This is a genomic window from Streptomyces sp. NPDC058092, from assembly GCF_042884935.1.
Taxonomy (GTDB): Bacteria; Actinomycetota; Actinomycetes; order Streptomycetales; family Streptomycetaceae; genus Streptomyces.
In genome coordinates this window covers 39,384-60,127 of the sequence record NZ_JBHVSY010000008.1, presented here as the reverse complement: position 1 = coordinate 60,127, position 20,744 = coordinate 39,384, and the positions used below count along the sequence as shown (strand labels likewise).

General features: G+C 71.9%; 17 protein-coding genes and 1 pseudogene. 10 read left to right on the top strand and 8 right to left on the bottom strand.

What is annotated here, in order from left to right:
- Nucleotides 1-64 precede the first annotated feature (64 nt).
- Entirely contained in the window at nt 65-982 is a 918-nt protein-coding gene (locus ACFVV1_RS15295; protein ID WP_389989695.1) for an SGNH/GDSL hydrolase family protein, read from the top strand.
- A gap of 11 nt (nt 983-993) precedes the next feature.
- Nucleotides 994-1,992 carry an aldose epimerase family protein gene (locus tag ACFVV1_RS15290; RefSeq protein ID WP_389989694.1) on the top strand — a complete coding sequence of 333 codons (999 nt, stop codon included), beginning with the start codon at nt 994-996 and terminating at the stop codon, nt 1,990-1,992.
- Nucleotides 1,993-2,073: 81 nt separating this feature from the next.
- On the opposite strand, the gene ACFVV1_RS15285 is transcribed toward ACFVV1_RS15290, so the two are convergent.
- Nucleotides 2,074-4,560 (bottom strand): beta-glucosidase, encoded by a 2,487-nt coding sequence (locus ACFVV1_RS15285; protein WP_389989693.1) that lies wholly within the window; start codon nt 4,558-4,560, stop codon nt 2,074-2,076.
- A gap of 150 nt (nt 4,561-4,710) precedes the next feature.
- Between ACFVV1_RS15285 and ACFVV1_RS15280 the strand changes: the two genes are divergently transcribed.
- Both ACFVV1_RS15280 and ACFVV1_RS15275 read left to right on the top strand, forming a co-directional pair.
- The gene (locus tag ACFVV1_RS15280; RefSeq protein WP_389989692.1) at nt 4,711-5,307 is read left to right on the top strand and encodes a TetR/AcrR family transcriptional regulator; all 597 of its coding nucleotides are present in this window, start codon (nt 4,711-4,713) and stop codon (nt 5,305-5,307) included.
- A 119-nt stretch (nt 5,308-5,426) separates the two neighbouring features.
- Nucleotides 5,427-7,385 (top strand): flavin monoamine oxidase family protein, encoded by a 1,959-nt coding sequence (locus tag ACFVV1_RS15275; RefSeq protein WP_389989691.1) that lies wholly within the window; start codon nt 5,427-5,429, stop codon nt 7,383-7,385.
- 67 nt (nt 7,386-7,452) lie between these two features.
- On the opposite strand, the gene ACFVV1_RS15270 is transcribed toward ACFVV1_RS15275, so the two are convergent.
- The 3 genes from ACFVV1_RS15270 to ACFVV1_RS15260 all read right to left on the bottom strand — a co-directional run bounded on the left by ACFVV1_RS15270 (nt 7,453) and on the right by ACFVV1_RS15260 (nt 9,893).
- Entirely contained in the window at nt 7,453-8,244 is a 792-nt protein-coding gene (locus ACFVV1_RS15270; protein WP_389989690.1) for an EI24 domain-containing protein, read from the bottom strand.
- A gap of 109 nt (nt 8,245-8,353) precedes the next feature.
- Entirely contained in the window at nt 8,354-8,782 is a 429-nt protein-coding gene (locus ACFVV1_RS15265; RefSeq protein WP_384447265.1) for an organic hydroperoxide resistance protein, read from the bottom strand.
- Between the two features lie 91 nt (nt 8,783-8,873).
- Entirely contained in the window at nt 8,874-9,893 is a 1,020-nt protein-coding gene (locus ACFVV1_RS15260) for an NADP-dependent oxidoreductase (protein WP_389989689.1), read from the bottom strand.
- A 150-nt stretch (nt 9,894-10,043) separates the two neighbouring features.
- Here ACFVV1_RS15260 and ACFVV1_RS15255 point away from each other — a divergent pair, with 150 nt between their 5' ends.
- Nucleotides 10,044-10,487 carry a MarR family winged helix-turn-helix transcriptional regulator gene (locus ACFVV1_RS15255; protein WP_389989688.1) on the top strand — a complete coding sequence of 148 codons (444 nt, stop codon included), beginning with the start codon at nt 10,044-10,046 and terminating at the stop codon, nt 10,485-10,487.
- Between the two features lie 115 nt (nt 10,488-10,602).
- Here ACFVV1_RS15255 and ACFVV1_RS15250 read toward each other — a convergent pair whose 3' ends face one another.
- Nucleotides 10,603-11,160, bottom strand: coding sequence for a hypothetical protein (locus ACFVV1_RS15250; RefSeq protein WP_389989687.1), 558 nt, complete (start codon nt 11,158-11,160; stop codon nt 10,603-10,605).
- Between the two features lie 315 nt (nt 11,161-11,475).
- On the opposite strand from ACFVV1_RS15250, the gene ACFVV1_RS15245 reads away from it, so the two are divergent.
- The 3 genes from ACFVV1_RS15245 to ACFVV1_RS15235 all read left to right on the top strand — a co-directional run bounded on the left by ACFVV1_RS15245 (nt 11,476) and on the right by ACFVV1_RS15235 (nt 14,871).
- Nucleotides 11,476-12,042 (top strand): hypothetical protein, encoded by a 567-nt coding sequence (locus ACFVV1_RS15245; RefSeq protein WP_389989686.1) that lies wholly within the window; start codon nt 11,476-11,478, stop codon nt 12,040-12,042.
- Between the two features lie 146 nt (nt 12,043-12,188).
- The gene (locus ACFVV1_RS15240; protein WP_389989685.1) at nt 12,189-13,226 is read left to right on the top strand and encodes a rod shape-determining protein; all 1,038 of its coding nucleotides are present in this window, start codon (nt 12,189-12,191) and stop codon (nt 13,224-13,226) included.
- Between the two features lie 19 nt (nt 13,227-13,245).
- Complete coding sequence (locus ACFVV1_RS15235; RefSeq protein ID WP_389989684.1) at nt 13,246-14,871, top strand: GAF domain-containing protein; 1,626 nt, start codon at nt 13,246-13,248, stop codon at nt 14,869-14,871.
- On the opposite strand, the gene ACFVV1_RS15230 is transcribed toward ACFVV1_RS15235, so the two are convergent.
- Nucleotides 14,849-15,280, bottom strand: a complete 432-nt coding sequence (locus ACFVV1_RS15230; protein ID WP_124717831.1) for an Lrp/AsnC family transcriptional regulator — start codon at nt 15,278-15,280, stop codon at nt 14,849-14,851. The genes ACFVV1_RS15235 and ACFVV1_RS15230 overlap by 23 nt on opposite strands.
- 67 nt (nt 15,281-15,347) lie before the next feature.
- Here ACFVV1_RS15230 and ACFVV1_RS15225 point away from each other — a divergent pair.
- Together ACFVV1_RS15225 and ACFVV1_RS15220 are read left to right on the top strand one after the other, a co-directional pair.
- Nucleotides 15,348-15,619, top strand: a pseudogene (locus tag ACFVV1_RS15225) (MFS transporter); the annotation flags it as partial.
- Between the two features lie 31 nt (nt 15,620-15,650).
- Nucleotides 15,651-17,111 carry an acyl-CoA synthetase gene (locus ACFVV1_RS15220; protein ID WP_389989683.1) on the top strand — a complete coding sequence of 487 codons (1,461 nt, stop codon included), beginning with the start codon at nt 15,651-15,653 and terminating at the stop codon, nt 17,109-17,111.
- Between the two features lie 107 nt (nt 17,112-17,218).
- Here ACFVV1_RS15220 and ACFVV1_RS15215 read toward each other — a convergent pair whose 3' ends face one another.
- Nucleotides 17,219-18,559, bottom strand: coding sequence for an MFS transporter (locus ACFVV1_RS15215; protein WP_389989682.1), 1,341 nt, complete (start codon nt 18,557-18,559; stop codon nt 17,219-17,221).
- An 80-nt stretch (nt 18,560-18,639) separates the two neighbouring features.
- Complete coding sequence (locus ACFVV1_RS15210; protein WP_389989681.1) at nt 18,640-20,523, bottom strand: ABC transporter ATP-binding protein; 1,884 nt, start codon at nt 20,521-20,523, stop codon at nt 18,640-18,642.
- Nucleotides 20,524-20,744 lie beyond the last annotated feature (221 nt).

The window sequence follows — 20,744 nt, the reverse complement described above, 5'->3', positions numbered from 1 at the left end:
GCACCCGGGCGTGCCGCCCGGTGCCGCGGGGGGTTGCCGGGGGCATAACCGAGGGGAGCAAGAGATGCAGGAACGTTCCGCCCGTCACCGTTCGCGTGCCGCGGCCGCTGTCCTGGCGGCGGTCTCGTTGCTCGGCGCCGCCACTCTGACCGGCTGCGACGCCGATGGGAACAGAACGACGAAGGGGGCGGCGGCCGAGCAGCGGAAGCCGTCCGCCAGACCGGGACCGGCCTGGGACCGCAGTCCGGGGTCGGTGGCCGCCGTCGGTGACTCCATCACCCGCGGATTCGACGCCTGTTCGGTGCTGGCGGACTGTCCGGAGGCGTCCTGGGCGACCGGCACGGACCGGGAGGTGCGCAGCCTCGCCGTGCGGCTGCTCGGTGAGTCGGGGGCCGCCGCGCGCAGTTGGAACCACGCCGAGACGGGGGCCAGGATCGCGCAGTTGCCGGAGCAGATGGCGCTGGCCGCGAAGAAGAAGCCGGATCTGGTGACGGTGATGATCGGCGCCAACGACGCCTGCCGGGACTCGGTGCGGTTGATGACGCCGGAGGCGGATTTCCGGGCGTCGTTCGAGGTGTCGATGCGTCAGTTGCGCGCCGGGGCACCGAAGGCGCAGGTGTATGTGTCGAGCGTGCCGGATCTCAAGCGGCTCTGGTCGACGGGGCGCGGCAACGCGCTGGGCAAGCAGATCTGGAAGCTGGGGATCTGTCGGTCGATGCTGGGGGACGCGGACGACATGGGGGCGAGCGCCGTGGCCCGGCGCGCCTCGGTGCAGGAGCGGGTCGTGGCGTACAACGAGGTGCTGCGGGACGTGTGCGCGAAGGACCGGCGCTGCCGTTACGACGGCGGGGCGGTCTTCGACTACGCGTTCACGGACAAGCAGCTCAGCCAGTGGGACTGGTTCCACCCGGGGCGCAACGGGCAGGCGAGGCTGGCGGAGATCGCGTACCGCAATGTCACTTCGGCCAGGCCCCCGGCATAGGCTTTGTGATCATGGACACGGGTTCGAGCGCGGTGATACGTGCGGAAGAGTTCGGCGCCCTCGCGGACGGCACCGTCGTGCACCGCTGGACGCTGGAGCGGGACGGTACGCGGGTGCGCGTCCTGACGTACGGCGGCATCGTGCAGTCGGTCGAGGTGCCCGGCCGGGACGGAGCGCGGGCGGGTGTCGCGCTCGGGCTGCCGGACCTCGCCGGGTACGAGACGTTCACCGGCCCGTATTTCGGCGCGCTCGTCGGGCGGTACGCGAACCGGATCGGCGGGGCCTGCTTCAAGCTGGACGGGCGCACGCACCGGGTGACGCGGAACGAGGGGCGCAACCATGTGCACGGCGGGGCCCGGGGCTTCGACAAGCGCGTGTGGCGGGCGCGGGAGGTGGCGGAGGGTGTCCGGCTGTCCCTGGTCTCCGAGGACGGCGAGGAGGGCTTCCCGGGGCGTCTGACGGTGTCGGCGACGTACACGCTGGACGAGGGCGGGGCGCTGCGGATCGCGTACCGGGCGACGACGGACGCCCCGACGGTGGTCAACCTGACCAATCACACGTACTGGAACCTCGCGGGCGCCGACAGCGGCAGCGCCCTCGGGCAGCTGCTGCGGATCGCGGCCGGGCGGATCACCCCGGCGGACGACGAGTCGCTGCCGACGGGCGAGTTCCTGCCGGTGGACGGGACCCGGTTCGACTTCCGTGAGCCGCAGCCGGTCGGCCCGGACCACGACCACAACTTCGTGCTGGACGAGGCGGGGACGGGTCCGGTGGCCGAGCTGTACGACGCGGGGTCGGGGCGCGTCCTGACCGTCACCACGACGGAGCCGGGGATGCAGCTGTACACGGCGGACCACTTCGACGGGCGGCCGTTCGGGCCGTGCGCCGGGATCGCGCTGGAGACACAGCACTTCCCGGACTCCCCGAACCGGCCCGGGTTCCCGAGCACGGTGCTGCGGCCGGGCGAGGAGTACGTCTCGTCGACGGTGTACGGATTCTCGGTGCGCTGACGCCGTCGCCACGGCATGGGGAGAGCCCTGGAGCGGGGTGCAGGTACCGCTCCGGGGCTCTTTCGCGCGGGCAGGGGCCGCTTACTCGGTGGTGTCCACGGTCTTGATGTCCACGGCCGTCGTCAGGCGTACGTCGCCGAGCGAGCGGGCCGCCTGCACCTCGTACGTGCCGGGGACGAGGGTCCAGTCGTACGCCGCCTCGTCCCAGATCTCGTACGCGCGCCGCTCCAGCGCGATCACCGCCTCGGCGCTCTCGCCGGGCGCCGCCTCGACCCGTGCGAAGCCGGCCAGCCAACGTGCGGGGCGTTCGGCGGTGTCGTCCCGGGGCGCGAGGTAGAGCTGGACGGTCTCGGCGCCGGGGCGGGTGCCGGTGTTGCGGACGCGGACGGTGGCGCTGTCGGGGTCGGCGGTCAGGGTCTCGTACTCCCAGGTCGTGTAGCCGAGTCCGTGGCCGAAGGGGTAGGCGGGCGCGGTGCCCGACTTCTCCCAGGCGCGGTAGCCGACGAAGACGCCCTCGTCGTAGGAGAGTTCGCCGTCGGTGGGGGTGGTGTTCGAGACCGGGACGTCGGCGAGCGCGACCGGCCAGGTGGTGGGGAGGCGGCCGCCCGGTTCCTCGGCGCCGAGCAGGACGTCGGCCAGGGCGTGGCCGGCCTCCTGGCCGGGGAACCAGCTGAGCAGGACCGCGGCGGCCTCGTCGCGCCACGGGAGCTCCACCGGGGAGCCGGAGTTGACGATCACGACGGTGTTCGGGTTGGCGGCGGCGACGGCCCTGACGAGGTCGTCCTGGTGGCCGGGGAGCTTCAGATCGGTGCGGTCGAAGCCCTCGGACTCGACGCTTTCGGTGGTGCCGACGACGACGATCGCGGTGTCCGCGGCGCGGGCCGACTCGACGGCCTCGTCGATCAGCTCCCGGGGGTCGCGGCGCGGGCCGAGGTGACAGAAGGAGAACGAGACGCCGGGGATCGCCTCGTCGTCGTCCAGGGTGTCGGGGATCTGCCGCAGCGAGACCTCGACGGGTTCGCCCGCGGTGAGGGTGATCCGGCCGCGCTCCAGGGGGTTGCCGAAGAACGCCTCGCCGGGGTCGGCGGAGTCGGTGACCCGGTGGACCTCGTCGTACAGGGTCTCGCCGGCGACGGTGAGGGTGAGCGCTCCGGTGCCGCGGGTGCCGAAGACGTGCTCGCCGCCGTCGCGCGGGACGAAGGTGCCGGTGATCTCGACGCTGTGCAGCGTCTCGCGGGTCACGCCCTCGGGGAGGTCGTCGCCGATCCACTGGAGGGTGCCGTTGTGCAGCGGGGCCGTGCCGATGACGGTGCCGGAGGCGTCGCGACAGACCGCCCTGAGCTCGAAGCCCTGCTCGGCGGGGGTGAGGTCGTCGTTCGGGTCGGCGCCGACGCGGTAGTCGACGGCGCCCTCGGGGAGGGCGGCGGTGAGGCCGTCCAGGGGCGAGACGATGTGGTGCGGGAAGACCTGGACCGAGCCGCCGCCGAGGACCCGGGCGTCCCGGGCGAGCGCCCCGCTGAGCGCGACCTTGCGGACGGCAGCCGGGTCGATGGGGAGCGCGGCGCGTTCGTTGCGTACGAGGACGAAGGAGCGGCGGGCGACCTCGCGGGCCAGTGCGTCGCCGTCGATCGTCTCGGGGTACGCGGTCTCGTCCACGGCGGGCGGGGCGCCGTCCAGGATGCCGACGCGGGCGGCCAGCCGCAGCACGTTGCGTACGGCGCCGTCGACGACGGACTCCTCGACGTCACCGGCGCGCACGGCGTCGGCGAGCGCCTTCCCGTACACCGTCCTGGGGCCCGGCATGGCGACGTCGAGCCCGCCCTCCACGGCGGCGACGGTGGAACGGGCGGCCAGCCAGTCGGAGACGACGTAGCCGTCGAAGCCCCATTCGCCGCGCAGCACCGCGTTCTGCAGATAGCGGTGCTCGGTCATGGTGGAGCCGTTGACCCGGTTGTAGGCGGCCATGATGCCCCACGGGTGGGCGTTCTTGACGATCCGTTCGAACGGGGCGAGGTAGATCTCGCGCAGGGTGCGCGGGGCGACGATGTTGTCGACGGTGAAGCGGTCGGTCTCGGCGTCGTTGGCGACGAAGTGCTTGACGGTCGTGCCGACGCCGCCGTCCTGCACGCCCCGCACATAGCCGGTGCCGATCTCGCCGGTGAGGTACGGGTCCTCGCTGTACGCCTCGAAGTGGCGCCCGCCGAGCGGGGACCGGTGGAGGTTCACGGTCGGGGCGAGGAGGACGTGCACCCCCTTGCGGCGGGCCTCCTGGGCCAGCAGCCGGCCGGCCCGGCGGGCCAGGACCGGGTCCCAGGTCGCGGCGAGCGCGGTGGGCGAGGGCAGGGCGACGGAGGGGTCGTCGGCGCTCCAGGCGACCCCGCGGACGCCGATCGGCCCGTCGGACATCACCAGGGAGCGCAGCCCGACGGCGGGGAGTGCGGGCAGCGACCACATGTCCTGGCCGGCCAGCAGCCGCGCCTTGTCGTCGAGGCCGAGTGCGGCGAGCGCCGCGTCGACCGCGGCCTCGCGGGCCGCATCGGGGTTGGTGGGTGTGGACGCGCCTGCCACGGCCGTACCTCCTCGTCGGTGTCCTGCATGGAATGTCTCCATACTGACCCCAAAACCAGTAGAGGAGTAGGTTTCGTTATCATCTCGTGATTTCAGATGGCGTACGGTCCTCGGTGCGGGACCGATGGAGCGTCGAAAGGGGCCGGGGCGATGGTGCGGGCCAGAAGCACGGAGCGGCGGGCGGAGATTCTCCGCGCCACACTCGAAGTGATCGCCGCGCGCGGCTATCGCGGCGCCTCGCTGAGCGCCGTCGCCGAGCGGGTCGGCCTCAGTCAGCAGGGGCTCCTGCACTACTTCCCGACCAAGGAGGCGCTGCTCGTCGCCGTACTGGAGGATCGCGACCGGTGGGACACCGGCAGCGGCCCCCGGAGCGACGGCACCTGGCGGACCGATCTGCTGGGCTCGCTCGTCGAGTACAACGCGATGCGGCCCGGCATCGTCCAGACGTTCTCGGCGCTGCTCGGCGAGAGCGTGACGGAGGGTCATCCGGCGCGGGAGTTCTTCACCCGCCGCTACGTCCAGGTCCGCGCGAGCATGGCGGCGACGCTGCGCGCGGAGTACGGCGAGCGGCTGCCGGGAGGCCTGACTCCGGAGCGCGCGGCGCCGCTGCTGGTCGCGATCATGGACGGGCTCCAGTACCAGTGGCTCCTCGACCCGGATTCGGTGGACATGCCCGCGGCGTTCCAGGATTTCCTGGCGCTGTTGCGGTCGGCGGAACCGGAAGCTCCGGAGAACCCCCGGTCATGACATGACCTGCTGCGACGTCAGTACAACAAGATCGACGGGCCCCACCTGCGGGTGATTTCCGGGCGGTCTACGCGCGTCCGGGCGAAGGGCACCCTCCCGCGCGCCCCAAGGTGGGCCGCATGACTTCCAAGCCCACCGGAGCCACCTCCGGCCTGCCCTCCCGGCGCACCATGATCACGGGCGCCGCCGCCGGTGCCGCCGCGCTCGCCACGACCGCCGTCGGCTCCGCGAACGCCGCCGCGCCCCACGCCCTCGACGCCACCGCCGCGTCCGGCACCGCGCTCGCGCCCACGGCCGCCCCCGGCTCGGACTGGAACGCCTGCCTGACCATCGCCCGCGCCATCCTCGTACGCGACGAACAGGACCAGCCGCTGGTCCCCACGTACCGCGACATCCTGCTCTCCAAGGGCCTGCCGCGCAGCCGCAAGGCCCCCAAGAAGGTGCTGGTCGTCGGCGCGGGCCCGGCCGGGCTCACCGCCGCCCATCTGCTCCGCAACGCCGGGCACACCGTCACCGTGATCGAGGCCAACGGCAACCGCGTCGGCGGCCGGATCAAGACCTTCCGCACGGGCGGCCACGAGCACGCGAAGGCGCCGTTCGCCGACCCGAAGCAGTACGCCGAGGCCGGCGCCATGCGGATCCCCGACAGCCACCCGCTCGTCACCGGGCTCATCGACAGCTTCGATCTGAAGCGCCGCCGCTTCTACCTGGTCGACGTCGACGCCGAGGGCCGGCCGGTCAACCACACCTGGATCCATGTCAACGGCGTCCGGATGCGCAAGGCCGACTACGCGGCGAGGCCGCAGGCGATCAACCGCTCGTTCGGCGTCCCCGCCGAGTTCGAGAACAAGACCGCCGCGACGATCGTGCGGGAGGCCTTCGCGCCCGTGCGCAAGGAGTTCGAGGGCAAGGAGGGCCGCGAGCTCGTCGAGGGCTGGGCGCGGGTCATCCAGCGGTACGGACACTGGTCGATGTTCCGCTTCCTGACCGAGGCGGCCAAGCTCGACGAGCGCACCATCGACCTCATCGGCACGGTCGAGAACCTCACCTCGCGGCTCCACCTCGCCTTTGTGCACAGCTTCATCGGGGCCTCCCTGATCAGCCCGGACACCGCGTTCTTCGAACTGCCGGACGGTACGGCCACCCTGGCCGACGCGATGTACGGGCGGGTCCGGGACATCGTGCGGCTGGACCGCCGGGCCACCAGGATCGGTTACGGCGCGAACAGCGTCCGGGTCGAGACGATCTCCGAGGGCCGCAACGGCAGGCCGCTGGTGCGCGAGACGTTCACCGGCGACCGGGCGATCATCACCGTGCCGTTCTCCGGGCTGCGCCACATCCCCGTCGCCCCCATGCTCTCGTACGGCAAGCGGCGCGCGATCACCGAGATCCACTACGACGCGGCGACCAAGGTGCTGCTCGAATTCAGCCGCCGCTGGTGGGAGTTCGAGGAGAAGGACTGGAAGACCGAGCTGGACCGCATCAGGCCCGGCCTGTACGACGCCTACCGGCTGGGCAAGGCCCCGGCCGACGGCTCGCTGCTCGGCGCCCACCCCTCCGTACCGCCCGGTCACCTGCCGCCCAACCAGCGGGTGCACTACGCGGCGTACCGGGCCACCGCGCGCAACCAGCCCGAGGCGGCGCATGTCATCGGCGGCGGATCGGTCACCGACAACCCCAACCGCTTCATGTTCCAGCCGTCCCACCCGGTCGAGGGCAGCGCGGGCGGTGTGGTCCTCGCCTCGTACAGCTGGGCCGACGACGCGCTGAAGTGGGACTCGCTGGACGACGACGAGCGCTATCCGCACGCCCTGGGCGGGGTACAGGACGTGTACGGGCAGCGCGTCGAGGTCTTCTACACGGGCGTCGGCGCCACCCAGTCGTGGATGCGCGACCCGTACGCGTACGGCGAGGCGTCGGTGCTGCTGCCGGGCCAGCACACCGAGTTGTTCGCCGATGTGCGCTCGGTGGAGGGGCCGCTGCACTTCGCCGGCTGCCACACCTCGATCAAGCCGGCCTGGATCGAGGGGGCCCTGGAGTCGGCGGTCAGGTCCGCGCTGGAGGTGCACACCAGCTGACCGGTGTCCGGCGGGCGTCGCTCAGCGGGCCGGGCCCGGGGTGACGCCCCGTCGGACGAGCAGCGGTTCAGCCCTTGTGGAGGGTGTACGGGGCGGGGGCCGCGTCGTCGTCCTCGTCCTCGTCGGGCGCCACCAGGTCGCGGGCCAGCAGGGTGGCCCCGGCGACGGCGCCCGGCATCAGGAACACGGCGACGAACGGGACGAGGAAGGCGAGCCCCAGCGGCACGCCGAAGCCGAGGGTCAGCAGGCGGCGGCCGCGCAGCAGGGCGAGCCGGTCCTTCAGGATCACGCCGCGGCGCTGGAGCGCGACGGCGGTGAGCTCCTCGGCGAGGAAGTAGCCGGTGACGCAGAAGCCGATCACGGGGACGACGGTCTGGCCGACGACCGGAATGAATCCGAGGGCGAAGAGCAGCACCGAGTACAGCCCCACCCGCGCGAGGATACGGACGCTGTCACGGGCGGATATCCACAGTTCCCGCCAGAGCGGCAGCCCGGACTCGGGGACCTCGCCGCCCTCCGTACGGTCGACCTGCTCGGAGAGCGACTCGTAGAAGGGCTGGCCGACCAGCAGCGTCACGGCGGTGAACGTGATCACGGCGAGGAAGAGCCCGAGGACGAAGACCAGCACGGTCAGGGTGGTGCGGAGCAGGCCGGCCCAGGGCGACGACCAGTCGTCGGCGAAGGGGGTCGCCCAGGTCACCAGAGTGTCGGCGCCGTAGCCGAGGCCGACGAGCGCTGCCGCGTACAGGACGAGGGTGACGAGTCCGGGCAGCAGCCCGAAGCCGAACCAGCGTCCGTGCCGGCCGACCCATCGCTGTCCCTTGATCAAGTAGCCGAAGCCCACCCCTAGATCGCGCATGGCGTCAGGGTACTTGTGGGGGCGGCGACCTCTCCCGTCGAGGTGTGCCCGGTGCACGGCCGAGGGCCGCACCCCGGCAGGGATGCGGCCCTCGGCCGGTTGCGCGCGGTCAGGCGACCGACAGCTCGACCTTGATGTTGCCGCGCGTGGCGTTCGAGTACGGGCACACCTGGTGGGCCTTCTCGATGAGCGACTGCGCGGTGGCGGTGTCGACGTTCGGGATGGTGGCCGTGATCGCGACCTCCAGACCGAAGCCGCCCTCGGCGGTCTTGCCGATGGAGACCGCGGCGGTCACCGTGGAGCCGGAGATGTCGGCCTTCTCCTGACGGGCCACGACGCCGAGGGCGCCCTGGAAGCAGGCGCTGTAGCCGGCCGCGAAGAGCTGCTCCGGGTTGGTGCCCGCGCCGCTTCCGCCCATGGCCTTGGGCGGGTTGACGACGACGTCGAGGTTGCCGTCGTCGGACGAGACGCGGCCGTCACGGCCGTTCTCGGCGGTGGCGACAGCGGTGTAGGCAACGGTGATGTCCTGAATAGCCATGCTGAGAAATTTCCTTCTGCTGTGCGCCGCGACTCGCGCCCACGATCGCGACGGCCTGGGGATGAGACTAATGGGTGCCCCTGAGCGGCTTTCAGGCGAGGGAGACGATCATCTTCCCGGTGTTCTCGCCGCGCAGCAGACCGAGAAAGGCGTCGAAGCCGTTCTCGATGCCTTCGACGAAGGTCTCGCGGTACTTCAGCTCGCCCGAGGCCAGCCAGCCGGCGACCTCCTGGACGAACTGCGGCTGGAGCGCGGCGTGATCGCCGACGAGCATGCCCTGGATGCGCAGCCGCTTGCCGATGACGAGGGCGAGGTTGCGCGGGCCGGGGGTCGGCTCGGTCGCGTTGTACTGGGCGATCATTCCGCAGACGGTGACGCGGCCGTGCACGTTGAGCGAGGAGATCGCGGCTTCGAGGTGTTCGCCGCCGACGTTGTCGAAGTAGACGTCGATGCCGTCGGGAGCGGCCTCGCGCAGCTGCTCGGCGACCGGGCCGTTCTTGTAGTTGAACGCCGCGTCGAAGCCGTACTCCTCGACGAGGAGCTTGACCTTCTCGTCGGATCCGGCCGAGCCGATGACTCGTGAGGCACCCTTGAGCTTCGCCATCTGGCCGACCTGGCTGCCGACCGCACCGGCCGCGCCGGAGACGAAGACGGCGTCGCCCTCCTTGAAGGAGGCGACCTCGAAGAGGCCCGCGTAGGCGGTGAGACCGGTCATGCCGAGCACGCCGAGGTAGGCGGAGAGCGGGGCGAGCGACGGGTCGACCTTCACCACGCGCTCGGCCGGGACCTCGGCGTACTCACGCCAGCCGAGGCCGTGCAGGACGTGGTCGCCGACCGCGATGCCCGCCGCGTTCGACGCGATGACCTCGCCGACCGCTCCGCCGTCCATGGGGTGATCGAGCTTGAAGGGCGGGGTGTACGACTTCACGTCGTTCATCCTTCCCCTCATGTACGGATCTACCGAGAAGTGCAGATTACGGACGAGGACGCGGCCCTCGCCGGGAGCGGTGACCGGGGCCTCACGCAGTGCGAAATCCTCGGCCTTCGGCCAGCCGTGCGGGCGGGCCACGAGGTGCCATTCACGGCTGGACGCGGGAAGTGCTGCAGACATGGGCTCGGGGTCTCCTCAATGTCTTACGGGGTGGGGGAGGCTCCACCCGGCCGGCCCGGGCCGACGGGGGAAGCGGAAATACTTCATGACGTGAAACAACCATGCTCCTGGATATTTCATATTGTCAAGTAACCGGTTATCGTGGGTGTCATGGCCACCACCCGTACAGACCCTCTGACCCTCGAAGTCGTCGAGCTCATCGGCACAGTCGTGGCGCGTTACTACGAGGAGTACGACGAGGCCGCGGCGGCCCACTCCCTCACCGGCGCCCAGGCGCGCGTCCTCGGGCTGCTCGCCCTGGAGCCGATGCCCATGCGCAGGATCGCCCAGAAGCTGAAGTGCGAGCCGTCGAATGTCACCGGCATCGTCGACCGGCTGGAGACGCGCGGCCTGGTGGAGCGCAGGCCGGATCCGGCCGACCGGCGGGTGAAGCTGGCCGCCCCGACGGAGAAGGGCGCGCGGACGGCGCAGGAGCTGCGCGATTCGCTCACGTTCGCCCGGGAGCCGCTGGCCGAGCTGTCGGACGAGGACCGGGCGACGCTGCGGGACCTGCTGCGGCGGATGCTGGGAGAGTCGGGCCCGCGCCGCGACTGAGGGCAGGACGCGGCCCGGCGGCCCGGGGCCACGCGAGCGGACGAACCGCTCAGGAGCAGAACTCGCCCGGGAACAGAACCAGCTCAGGAACAGAACCGCCCGGGAACAGAACCGCTCAGGAGCAGAACCAGAGGAACCAGCACGTCTCGGACCGGGTCGGCGTCGGGGTGGGCGACACCGGAGGTGCCGACCGCGTCGGGCCGCCGCCGGGCCTGGCCGGGCCCGACGGATCGCCGGACGTCCCCTCGGTGGCGACAGGGCCGGGCGACGGGTCCGTGGAGGCGGCGGGCGCGGCGGATTCCGGTAGCGACGCGGCACCGGAATCCTCGGGGCGGGGGCTGCCCGCGCCGGGGCCCTCGGGGCGGGCGCCGCCCGTCGCCCCGCCCGCACCCGTGGCACCGGCGGGGTGCGCATCGGTGGCCGGGACCACGGAGGAACCGTCCACCGGACCGGGCCGTTCGGCCGCGTCGCTCGCCGAGTGGGCCGGGGCCGGCTCGATCGTGACCGGGACCGGGACCGCTTCGCGTACGTAGTCCGAGGCGCGGTCGTCACCGTTCGGCTCGATGGCCAGCTCGGCCAGGCTCAGCAGCCCCGCCGCGAGCACCACGCCGAGCACGACGAGCAGGGCCGTCCGGCCCCGACGGCGGTGTGCGCGCTTGCCACGCCGCTGCACCCCGGCCCTCCGGTCCGGCCTGCGGGAACCGGGGGTGCCGCGCGTGGGCCGGGCAGCACCGCGCCCCCGGCGGCGTCCCCCGGGCCCGGGCGGTGCGGACGGTTCGCGCTCCCCATCCGGTTCGTGACCGGAGAACGCAGGCGTGGCGTAGTGGCTCAGCGCCTCCGCGGGGGTTCCGCATCCGGCACAGGCCAGGGCGCCGTTGAGATGCCGTTGACACGGGTGGCAGTAATCCATGGCGCCCGCAGATTAGATGCCTGTAGGACAACATAGAAAGCCGCCCAGGTGAGGATCTTGTGTGGAACCGTTGAATCCATGACCGCGCCCCCGCCTTTCGGCCCCCGTGAGTTCCAGCTCGTCCTGCTGCGCCGGATGGCCGACCATCAGCCCACCCTCGTCGACGAGGCCCGGCAGGAGCTCAGCGCCTCGCTCGCCGAGATGCGGGAGGCCAACCGGCGTTGGCAGGCCATGGCGCGGGCGCCGCGCGGGCGGGGCGCGCTGCGGCGCTACCGTTCGGTACTCGGCGAGCCCGAGTCGTCCGTACGCCGCACGATCGGCGATCTGGAGTGCGACGCGCTGCTGTGGCCGGTGCCGCTCTGGCCGGATCTGCGGTTCGAGGTGATGGTCGCGCCGGGCGGGGCCGTATGGAACGAATGGCTGGTCCGGGCGCCGGGAGCGCCGGGCCCCGAGCTGCGTACGGTCGAGGATCTGCGCCCCTGGTCGGGCACGGTGGACGAGGTCGCCCGGGCCTTCGCGCCGGCCCGCCCGATGGAGGGCAGCGCGCCGACCCGGTGGGCGCTCGCGATCAACGCGCCCGACACGGGTGAACCGTATGTCGCCGAATTCACCTGGGGGCTGTTCCAGCGACTGCTGCCCGGCTGACCTCCGCGTACCGCGCGTTCTGTCACTCCGTCAGCCCCGTACCTCCTACGGCTCATCCCGACGGGCGCGATGACTCCGAACGGCGCACGATGCGAAGAGAGCCGGCTGCCGCCGGAACCCCCTCAGTGCTCTCGGGAGAACCTGCCGTGACCGTCAGCCTTGAGCAGTTGCGCCGTTGCCATGTCGCCGTCGACCTCGGGGCCGCCCGGACCCGCGTGTACGTCAAGGGGCTCGGGCTCGTCGTCGACGAGCCGAGCGCCGCCGCCATGAACACCCGTACCGGCTCGCTCATCGCCGTCGGCGAACTCGCCGAAAAGATGACGGGCCGCACCCCCGACTACATCCGGGTGGTCCGCCCGGTCACCGGCGGAACCGTCATCGACATCGAGATGGCCCAGCGGATGCTCCGCCAGCTGCTCGGCGAGAAGCTCCGCCGCCAACTGCGCCGCAAGCCCCGGCTGCGGGCCGCCGCCTGCACCCCGCACGACAGCGATCCGCTCGCCCAGCGGGCCACCATCGAGACCCTGGTGGGGCTGGGCGCGCGGCGGGTCGAGCTGGTCGACACCCTGATCGCGGCGGCCGTCGGCTGCGGGCTCCCCGTCGAGCAGCCGACCGCGACCATGATCATGGTGTGCGGGGCGGCGACCACTCAGATCGCGGTGCTCTCGCTCGGCTCGATCGTGACCGCCGTACGTGTCCCGGTCGGCGGCGACGCCATCGACCACACAGTGATCCAGTATCTGCGCCAGCACCACGAGTTGATGCTGCCGAGCCAGTCCGTACGACCGCTGCAACTGGCCCTCAGCGGCAGCGGTCTGAGCTCGCACGGGCCCCCCACGACCGAGATCCACGGCCGGGACGTGCTGACCGGTCTGGCCCGCTCGGTGGAGGTCGACACCGCCGCCGTACGGAAGGCGATCCATGCCCCGCTGACCGCCGTGCTCGACGGTCTCGGCCAGATCCTGCGCGACTGCCCGCCCGACCTGGTGGCCGACCTGGCCGACTGCGGGATCATGATGGTCGGCGGCAGCGCGCTGCTGCCGGGCCTCGATCAGATGCTGCGGGAGGCGACGGGCATGCCCGTGCACATCGCGGACCGGCCCGACGTGTGCTCCGTACTGGGGCTCGGTGCGATGCTGGACGGGAAGATCGAGCCGATGGTCCTCGACCCGCTCGCCTGCTGAGCACCGCGGGGGTGCGCGTATGACCGAAGAGACCGAGAACAGGGCGGCGGCGCACCCGCGCGCGGGGCCCCCGGACGAGGAGACGGCCGCCGCGGCCGGCCGTGCGCGGGCGCCCCGGCTGCCGATGCTCCTGGAAGCGGTGCTGAGCGTCGGCACCGATCTCGAACTGCGGGCCACTCTCCAGCAGATCGTGGACACCGCCACCGCGCTGACGGACGCCCGGTACGGCGCGCTCGGCGTACTCGACCCCGGGCCCGGCACGATCAGCGAGCTGTTCACCTCGGGCCTCGGCGACGCCGAGCGGCAGCGCATCGGCCGATTGCCGCGCGGGCATTCGGGGATGCTCGGCGTCCTCATCGCCGAACCGCAGCCGCTGCGCTCCGACGATCTGACCACCGACCCGCGCTCCTGCGGGGTACCGCCCGGCCATCCGCGGATGCGCTCCTTCCTGGGGGCACCGATCCGGGTGCAGAACCAGGTGTTCGGCAACCTCTACCTCACCGAGAAGCGCACCGGCCGCTTCACCGATACGGACATGGCGCTGCTCAGGGTGCTGGCCTCGCAGGCCGGGATCGCGATCGGCAATGCCCGGCTGTACGAGGCGGCCCGGCAACGGGAGCGCTGGATCGAGGGGGCGGCCGCCGTCACCACCGCCCTGCTGTCCGGCGGGAACGCGGCCGACGCGCTGCTGACCGTCGCCGAGGGGGCCAGGGCACTCGCCGACGCCACCGCCGGGGTGATACTCCAGCCGAACGAGAAGGGCGGCATGGAGATCGTCACCGCGTCCACGCTCGACGACCCGGCCGGGATCGTCGGTACGACCATCGAGCCCGGCTCCGCCGTGCTGGTCCAACTGCTGGGCGGGAAACCCGTGTTCATCGAGGATTCGGCGACCGATCCGCGAATGACGACGCATGTGCGGTCGCGGTTCGGGCCCAGCATGATGCTGCCGCTGCAGAGCGGCGGACGGCTGATCGGCACCCTCGCCCTGCCCCGGCGGCGCGGCGCCCGCCCGTACACGGCCGTCGACCGGCAGCTGGCCTCGCAGTTCGCCTCGCAGGCCGCGCTCGCCCTGGTCCTGGCGGACGCCCAGCACGACCGGGAACAGCTCGCGGTGTACGAGGACCGGGACAGGATCGCCCGCGATCTGCACGACCTCGTCGTCCAACGGCTGTTCGCGACCGAGATGATGCTGGAGTCGACGCGCCGCAGGACCGCCGCCCCGGAGACGGACGAGCTGCTCGGCAAGGCCGTCGACGAGCTGGACTCCACCATTCAGGAGGTACGGACGACGATCTTCGCCCTCCAGCAGCCGCCCGCCGAGGCCCCCGCCACCTTCCGCGGCCGGGTGCTGCGGGAGACCGGGGGCGCCGCCGCCGTCCTCGGCTTCCAGCCGTCGGTGCACTTCAACGGGGCGGTCGACACACTGGTCCGGGAGCCCGTGGACGGCCGGCTGCTCGCGGCGCTGCGGGGCGCGCTCGCCGCCGCGCACCGGCGGGCCGGGGTGACGGCGATCGAGGTGGAGGTGGACGCGGCGGCCGTGGAGCCCGACGGGCGGGCCGCGGTCCGGCTGTCGGTCGCCGACGACGGCCGCGAGGAGGACGGCTCGCGTTCGTCGACCGTCATCTGGCAGGCGCCGCTCTGAGCGCGACGCGGGTGTTGGAGTGGGCGACACCGGCCTCACGCTTGAGCCTGCGCAGCAGTCCGTCCAGGGCCGCGGTGTCGGCGACGGTGGCCCGTACGAGGTAGTCGTGGCCGCCGGTCACATGCACCACCTCGGTGATGCCGGGCAGCGCGAGCACCGCCCGCTCGAACACCTCGTTCGTCGTGTCGATACGCAGCGTCACGTCGATGAAGACGACGAGGCCCGTGCGGGTGTCGGCGGCCGGGTCGATGATCACGGTGAAGCCGCGGATGACACCGTCGCGCCGCAGCCGGCGCACCCGGTCGGCCGCGGCGTTGGCGCTGAGCCCGACCCGTACGCCCAGATCGCGGTACGAGATCCGGGCATCCTCCTGGAGGATGCCGAGAATCTCCCTGTCCAGACGGTCCATACTGCGATTGTCTCAGCTTTGTCCGGTTCGTGACCTCGCAAGGCGCACCGGGGCCGCAGTCCTGGCCGCACTGCTCTGCGTGGCGGCGGGCCTGGGCACCGCGAGCGGCAGTGTCTTCGCCCTGGTCTCCCAGGTGACGCCGCAGGCGAAGGTGGGCGGCGTGACCGGGATCGTCGGCGCGATGGGCGGCCTGGGGGCTTCGTACCGCCGCTGGTGATGGGGGCGATCTACAGCGCGCAGAGGTCGTACTCGATCGGCTTCATGCTGCTGTCGGACCTTGCGCCGGCGGGATGCGTGTACGCGTACGGGCGTATGCGGCGGAACCTTCAGCGGGAGTAGGGCTCGGCCTTCACGCCCGTTCGGCCCTAGGGTGCGGTGGGTGACTCCTCTTCTGTGTGTGCCGGATGACGGTTCCGTCCGGGAAGCCATCCGGTTCGGCGAACACTCCCTGACGTACGACCGGCTGGCCGTCGCCTCCGCCGCGCTCGCCGCACGTCTCACCGGCGCCCGACGGGTCGCCGTCTGGGCCACGCCCACGCCCGAGACCGTGGTCGCCGTCGTGGCCGCGCTGCGGGCCGGGGTGCCGGCGGTGCCGCTCAACCCGAAGACGGGGACGCGTGAACTCGGGCACATCGTGGCCGACAGCGAACCGGGCGTGGTGCTGGCCGGGGCGGGCGACGTCCTCCCGCCGGTGCTGGAGGCGCTGGACCGTATCGATGTCGAAACGGCCCCGGACGGGGCGGCGTGCCCCACGCTCCCCGAGCCCTCCCCCGAGTCCCCCGCGCTGATCGTCTACACCTCCGGCACCACGGGCCCGCCCAAGGGCGCGGTCCTGCCGCGGCGGGCGATCGCCGCGTCGCTGGACGCGCTGGAGGACGCCTGGCAGTGGACCGGCGACGACGTGCTCGTCCACGCCCTGCCGCTGTTCCATGTGCACGGTCTGATCCTGGGCGTGCTCGGGCCGCTGCGCCGGGGCGGATCGGTGCGGCACCTGGGCCGGTTCTCCACCGACGGGGTGGCGCGGGAGCTGTCGTCCGGCGGCACGATGCTTTTCGGCGTACCGACGATGTACCACCGGCTGGCCGAGGCCCTCGACGGCTCCGGCCCGGACGCGGCCGGGCTGGCGAAGGCACTGGCCGGGGCCCGGTTGCTGGTGTCCGGGTCGGCCGCGCTGCCGGTTCACGAGCACGAGCGGATCGCGGCGGCGACCGGCCGCCGGGTCATCGAGCGGTACGGCATGACGGAGACCCTGATGAACACCGGCGTCCGGGCCGACGGCGAACCGCGCCCCGGCACGGTCGGCGCACCCCTGCGCGGCGTCGAACTCCGTCTGGTCGAGGAGGACGGCACCGTCCTCACCGGCCCCGACACCATCGGCGAGATCCAGGTGCGCGGCCCGAACCTCTTCACCGGCTATCTGAACCGCCCCGACGCCACGGCCGCGGCGCTCACCGAGGACGGCTGGTTCCGTACGGGGGACATGGCCACCCGCGACACCGACGGCTACGTACGGATCGTCGGCCGCAAGGCCACCGACCTGATCAAGAGCGGCGGGTACAAGATCGGCGCCGGTGAGATCGAGAACGCGCTCCTCGACCACCCCGGCGTCCGCGAGGCCGCCGTCACCGGTGAACCGGACCCGGATCTGGGTGAGCGCATCGTCGCCTGGGTGGTGCCGGCCGACCCCGCCGCGCCCCCGGCGAAGGACGAGCTCGCGGACCATGTGGCCGCCCAGCTGTCCCCGCACAAGCGCCCGCGTACGGTCCGCTACCTGGAGGCGCTGCCCCGTAACGACCTGGGCAAGATCATGAAGCGGTCGCTGCCTGCCTGACGGGTTACGGGCAGGGCCTTTCGTCTGGATCAGGACAGATCGGGCCGGATCAGGCCGGATCAGGCCGGATCAGGCCGGATCAGGGAGCGGGGTCCGGCGCCGAGCCGTCACGGCTGCGGGTTCTTCGCGTCGTACCGCACGAATCCGCGCCACCGCAGCCCCAGCAGCGACACGGCGACGACGCAGGCGATCCCGCCGCCGGTCACCGCCAGGCCGGGCGAGGTGAGGTCCGCGACCGATCCGGCGAGGAAGTCGCCGAGCCTCGGTCCGCCCGCCACGACGACGATGAACACGCCCTGCAGCCGCCCTCGCATCTCGTCCGGCACGGCCGCCTGGAGCATGGTGTTCCGGAAGACCATCGAGGTGGTGTCCGCGGCACCGGCGAGCGCCAGGAAGATCAGTCCGAGCCAGAGCTGACGGGTCAGACCGAAGAGCGCGATGGCGGTGCCCCAGCAGGCGACGGCGAGGAGCACGGCGAGGCCGTGGCGGCGGATACGTCCCAGCCATCCGGAGAACACCCCGCCCAGCAGGGCCCCCAGCGCCGGGGCGGCGACCAGCAGTCCGGTGGTCTTCGCGTCACCGCCGAACCAGACCACGGCGACGACGGGGAACAGCGCCCGGGGATGGGCCAGCACCATGGCGCACAGGTCGGTGAAGAAGGTCATCCGCAGATTGGGCCTGGTTCCCAGGAAACGCAGCCCGTCCGCGACGGATGCCCGCTTGTCGCCCGCGTCTCCCGCCCGCTCCGGCAGCATCGAGGGCAGCCGCCACATCGCGTACAGCGAGGCGGTGAAGGTGACGGCGTCGACGGTGTACGCGGCCCGGTATCCCCACCAGCCGACGATCAGCCCGCCGAGCATCGGGCCGACCAGCGTGCCGGTGGTGCTGGTCATGGAGTTGAGGGCGTTGGCGGCGGGCAGCTGCTCGGCCGGCAGCAGCCGGGCGATCATCGAGCTGCGGGCCGGTGCGTTGACCGCGAAGCAGGCCGCCTGCAGGGCGACGATCGCGTAGAGCAGCCCCACCTGTTCCACCCCGGCGACGGTGGCGGCGACCAGCGCGACGGAGAGGGCGAACGACCCCGCGGAGCTGGCGAGCCCCAGCTTGCGCCGGTCGACGGTGTCCGCGACGGCGCCGCCGTACAGCCCGAAGACGACCAGGGGCAGGAACGAACAGAACCCGATGAGCCCGACCGAGAAGGCGGATCCGGTGATGTCGTAGACCTGGAGCGAGACGGCGAGCGCCGTCATCCCCTGCCCGATCCAGGAGACCGTGTTCCCGAACCAGAGCCGCCGGTAGTGGGGGGAGGTCCGCAGCGGTGTCAGGTCGGCGAATATTCGGGGGCGGGGTGCGGGTTCTTCGGCTGTTCCGGCTGTTCCGGCTGTTCCGGCTGTTTCGGTCACAGCGGATGGTAGCGACCGGCGTGCGTCCGACGGTCCGGTTGCGGCCATCGGGTACGGCCCGTACGCCTCCGGGCCTCCGCGTCAGGAAGCGCGGCCGGCCCCGCAGTTGGGCGCCGTGACCGCCCCGCCTACCGCCAGTGGATTCCCGACGGGCGGGCGGACGGGTACACGGTGCCGTTACGGGGTTGGGTACGGCGCTCGAACAGGGTGGCGTACAGACCGTTCCGGTCCAGGAGTTGGGTGTGCGTGCCCGACTCCACCAGCCGTCCCTCGTCCAGGACGAGGATGCGGTCGGCGTCCGAGGCAAGGGCCAGATCGTGTGTGATCACGATGGTGGTGCGCCCCTCGGCGAGGCGCCGCAACGGTGCGAGGATGCGCTGTGCGGCGAGTCTGTCCAGTCCGGTGGTGGGCTCGTCGAGCAGGAGCACGGGTGCGTCGCGCAGCATGGCGCGGGCGATCGCGATCCGCTGCAGCTGTCCTCCGGAGAGCCGGGACGTGCCTGTGGATATGACGGTGTCATATCCCTCCGGCAAAGTCCGGATGAAGGCATGGGCGTCGGCTGCCCGTGCGGCCTCCACGACATCACGGTGAGTCACATCGGTGCGCCCGCACCCGATGTTCTCCTCGATGGTGTCGTGCAGGACGAGCGTCTCCTGCGGCAGCAGCGTGATGTTCCGGCGCAAGTGGGTCAGCGGCAGCTGATCCACGGACACGCCGTCCAGATGGATGCTGCCGGCATCCGGGTCGTAGAACCTCAGCAGCAGAGCCGCCAGCGTCGACTTGCCCGCGCCGCTGGGGCCCGTGATGACCAGCAGTTCCCCGGGGCTCGCGGTGAACGAGAGGTCCCGGAGAACGGGCTCGCTGCTGCCCGGGTAGTGGAAGAGGACCTGACGCGCCTCCACCTCGCCGAGCGCACGGCTCCGGGGCGGGGCGGGCACGGAGGCGGCCGGGTCGGTGACGGCGGGGCGGGCGTCGAGGATCTCCAGCAGTCGCTCGGCTCCCGCGGTCGCGGCGGTGGCCGTCAGACCGAGCTTGCCCAGGGAGCGGATCGGCGGGTAGAGGTAGCCGATGAAGGCGGCGAAGGCCAGGAGCTGCCCGAGGGTCATCCGTTGCGCGGAGATCTCCCACACCCCCAGGCCGATGATCGTCAGGACGCACAACGTTTCGAGGACTTCGACGAGTTGCTCGTAGAACTCGGTGAGGCGGACGGCCTTCACCGCCATCTTCAGCCGGAGGCGCGCCTTGCCGAAGAGCCGCGCCTCCTCGTCGGGCTGCCTGTTGTACGCCTGCGTCATGACGACGTTGACCAGCGTCTCCTCGACCACTGCCGTGATGGCGCCGTCGGCCGCGCGGCCGCGCCGGGACACCGCGCGCAGGGGCCGGGTGAACCGGCTGGTCGTGAACCAGAAGAGCGGCACCATGAGCAAGGTGGCGAGGGCCAGGTCCCAGCGCAGCCACAGGGCCGCGGCGGCGTAGAAGAGCGTGCTGAACACGGCCGAGGCCGCCCTGACGATGCCCGAGACCACGAGCGCTTCGATGGCTTCCACGTCACCGGTCAGCCGCTCCACCAGGTCACCGCGGCGATTGCGTTGGTAGAAGTGCGGCGGGAGGGTCTGGAGATGGCTGAAGACCCGCGCCCGCAGCCGCATCACGAAGCGTTCGGCGGTCCAGGCCGCGATCGAGTTGCCCAGATATCCCACCACCGCGCCGATGACGGCCACGGCGAGCCACTGGCCTGCCGGTTTCCAGAAGGCGCTGACGGAGCCGGTCTGCAGGGCCGTGTCGGTGAGTTTGGCGAAGAGCAGGACGGTGATGGTCTCGGCGATGGCGGCGAGGACGGAGAACAGGAAGATGAGGACGAGCCAGCGCCTGTCTCCCGCGGTCAGTGGCCAGAAGCGCCGGAACGCCACCATGATGCTGATGGGGTCGGTGCGGATCGGAACATCCGTCACCGAGTCCTGAGAAGTCTCTTCGGAGGGCGCTGGGCGCCCTGGTGAGCTGCGCAGGCGCATGGACATCACGTCACAGAGGTGCTCGGACTATGGACCATCTCCATAGGCGCGGACCCCAAGACCACGAGGCCGACCCGCGCCGGAGCGCGAGCCTGCCTCGCTTTGGGGATGGAGTCAGGGACCTTCGGGTCAGTAACCCCCGTAACCCCCGCGGCCGCCGCGACGGTCGAAGCGGCCGAAGTCGCCACGGTCCCAGTCGCCTCCACGTCCGCGGTCGCGGT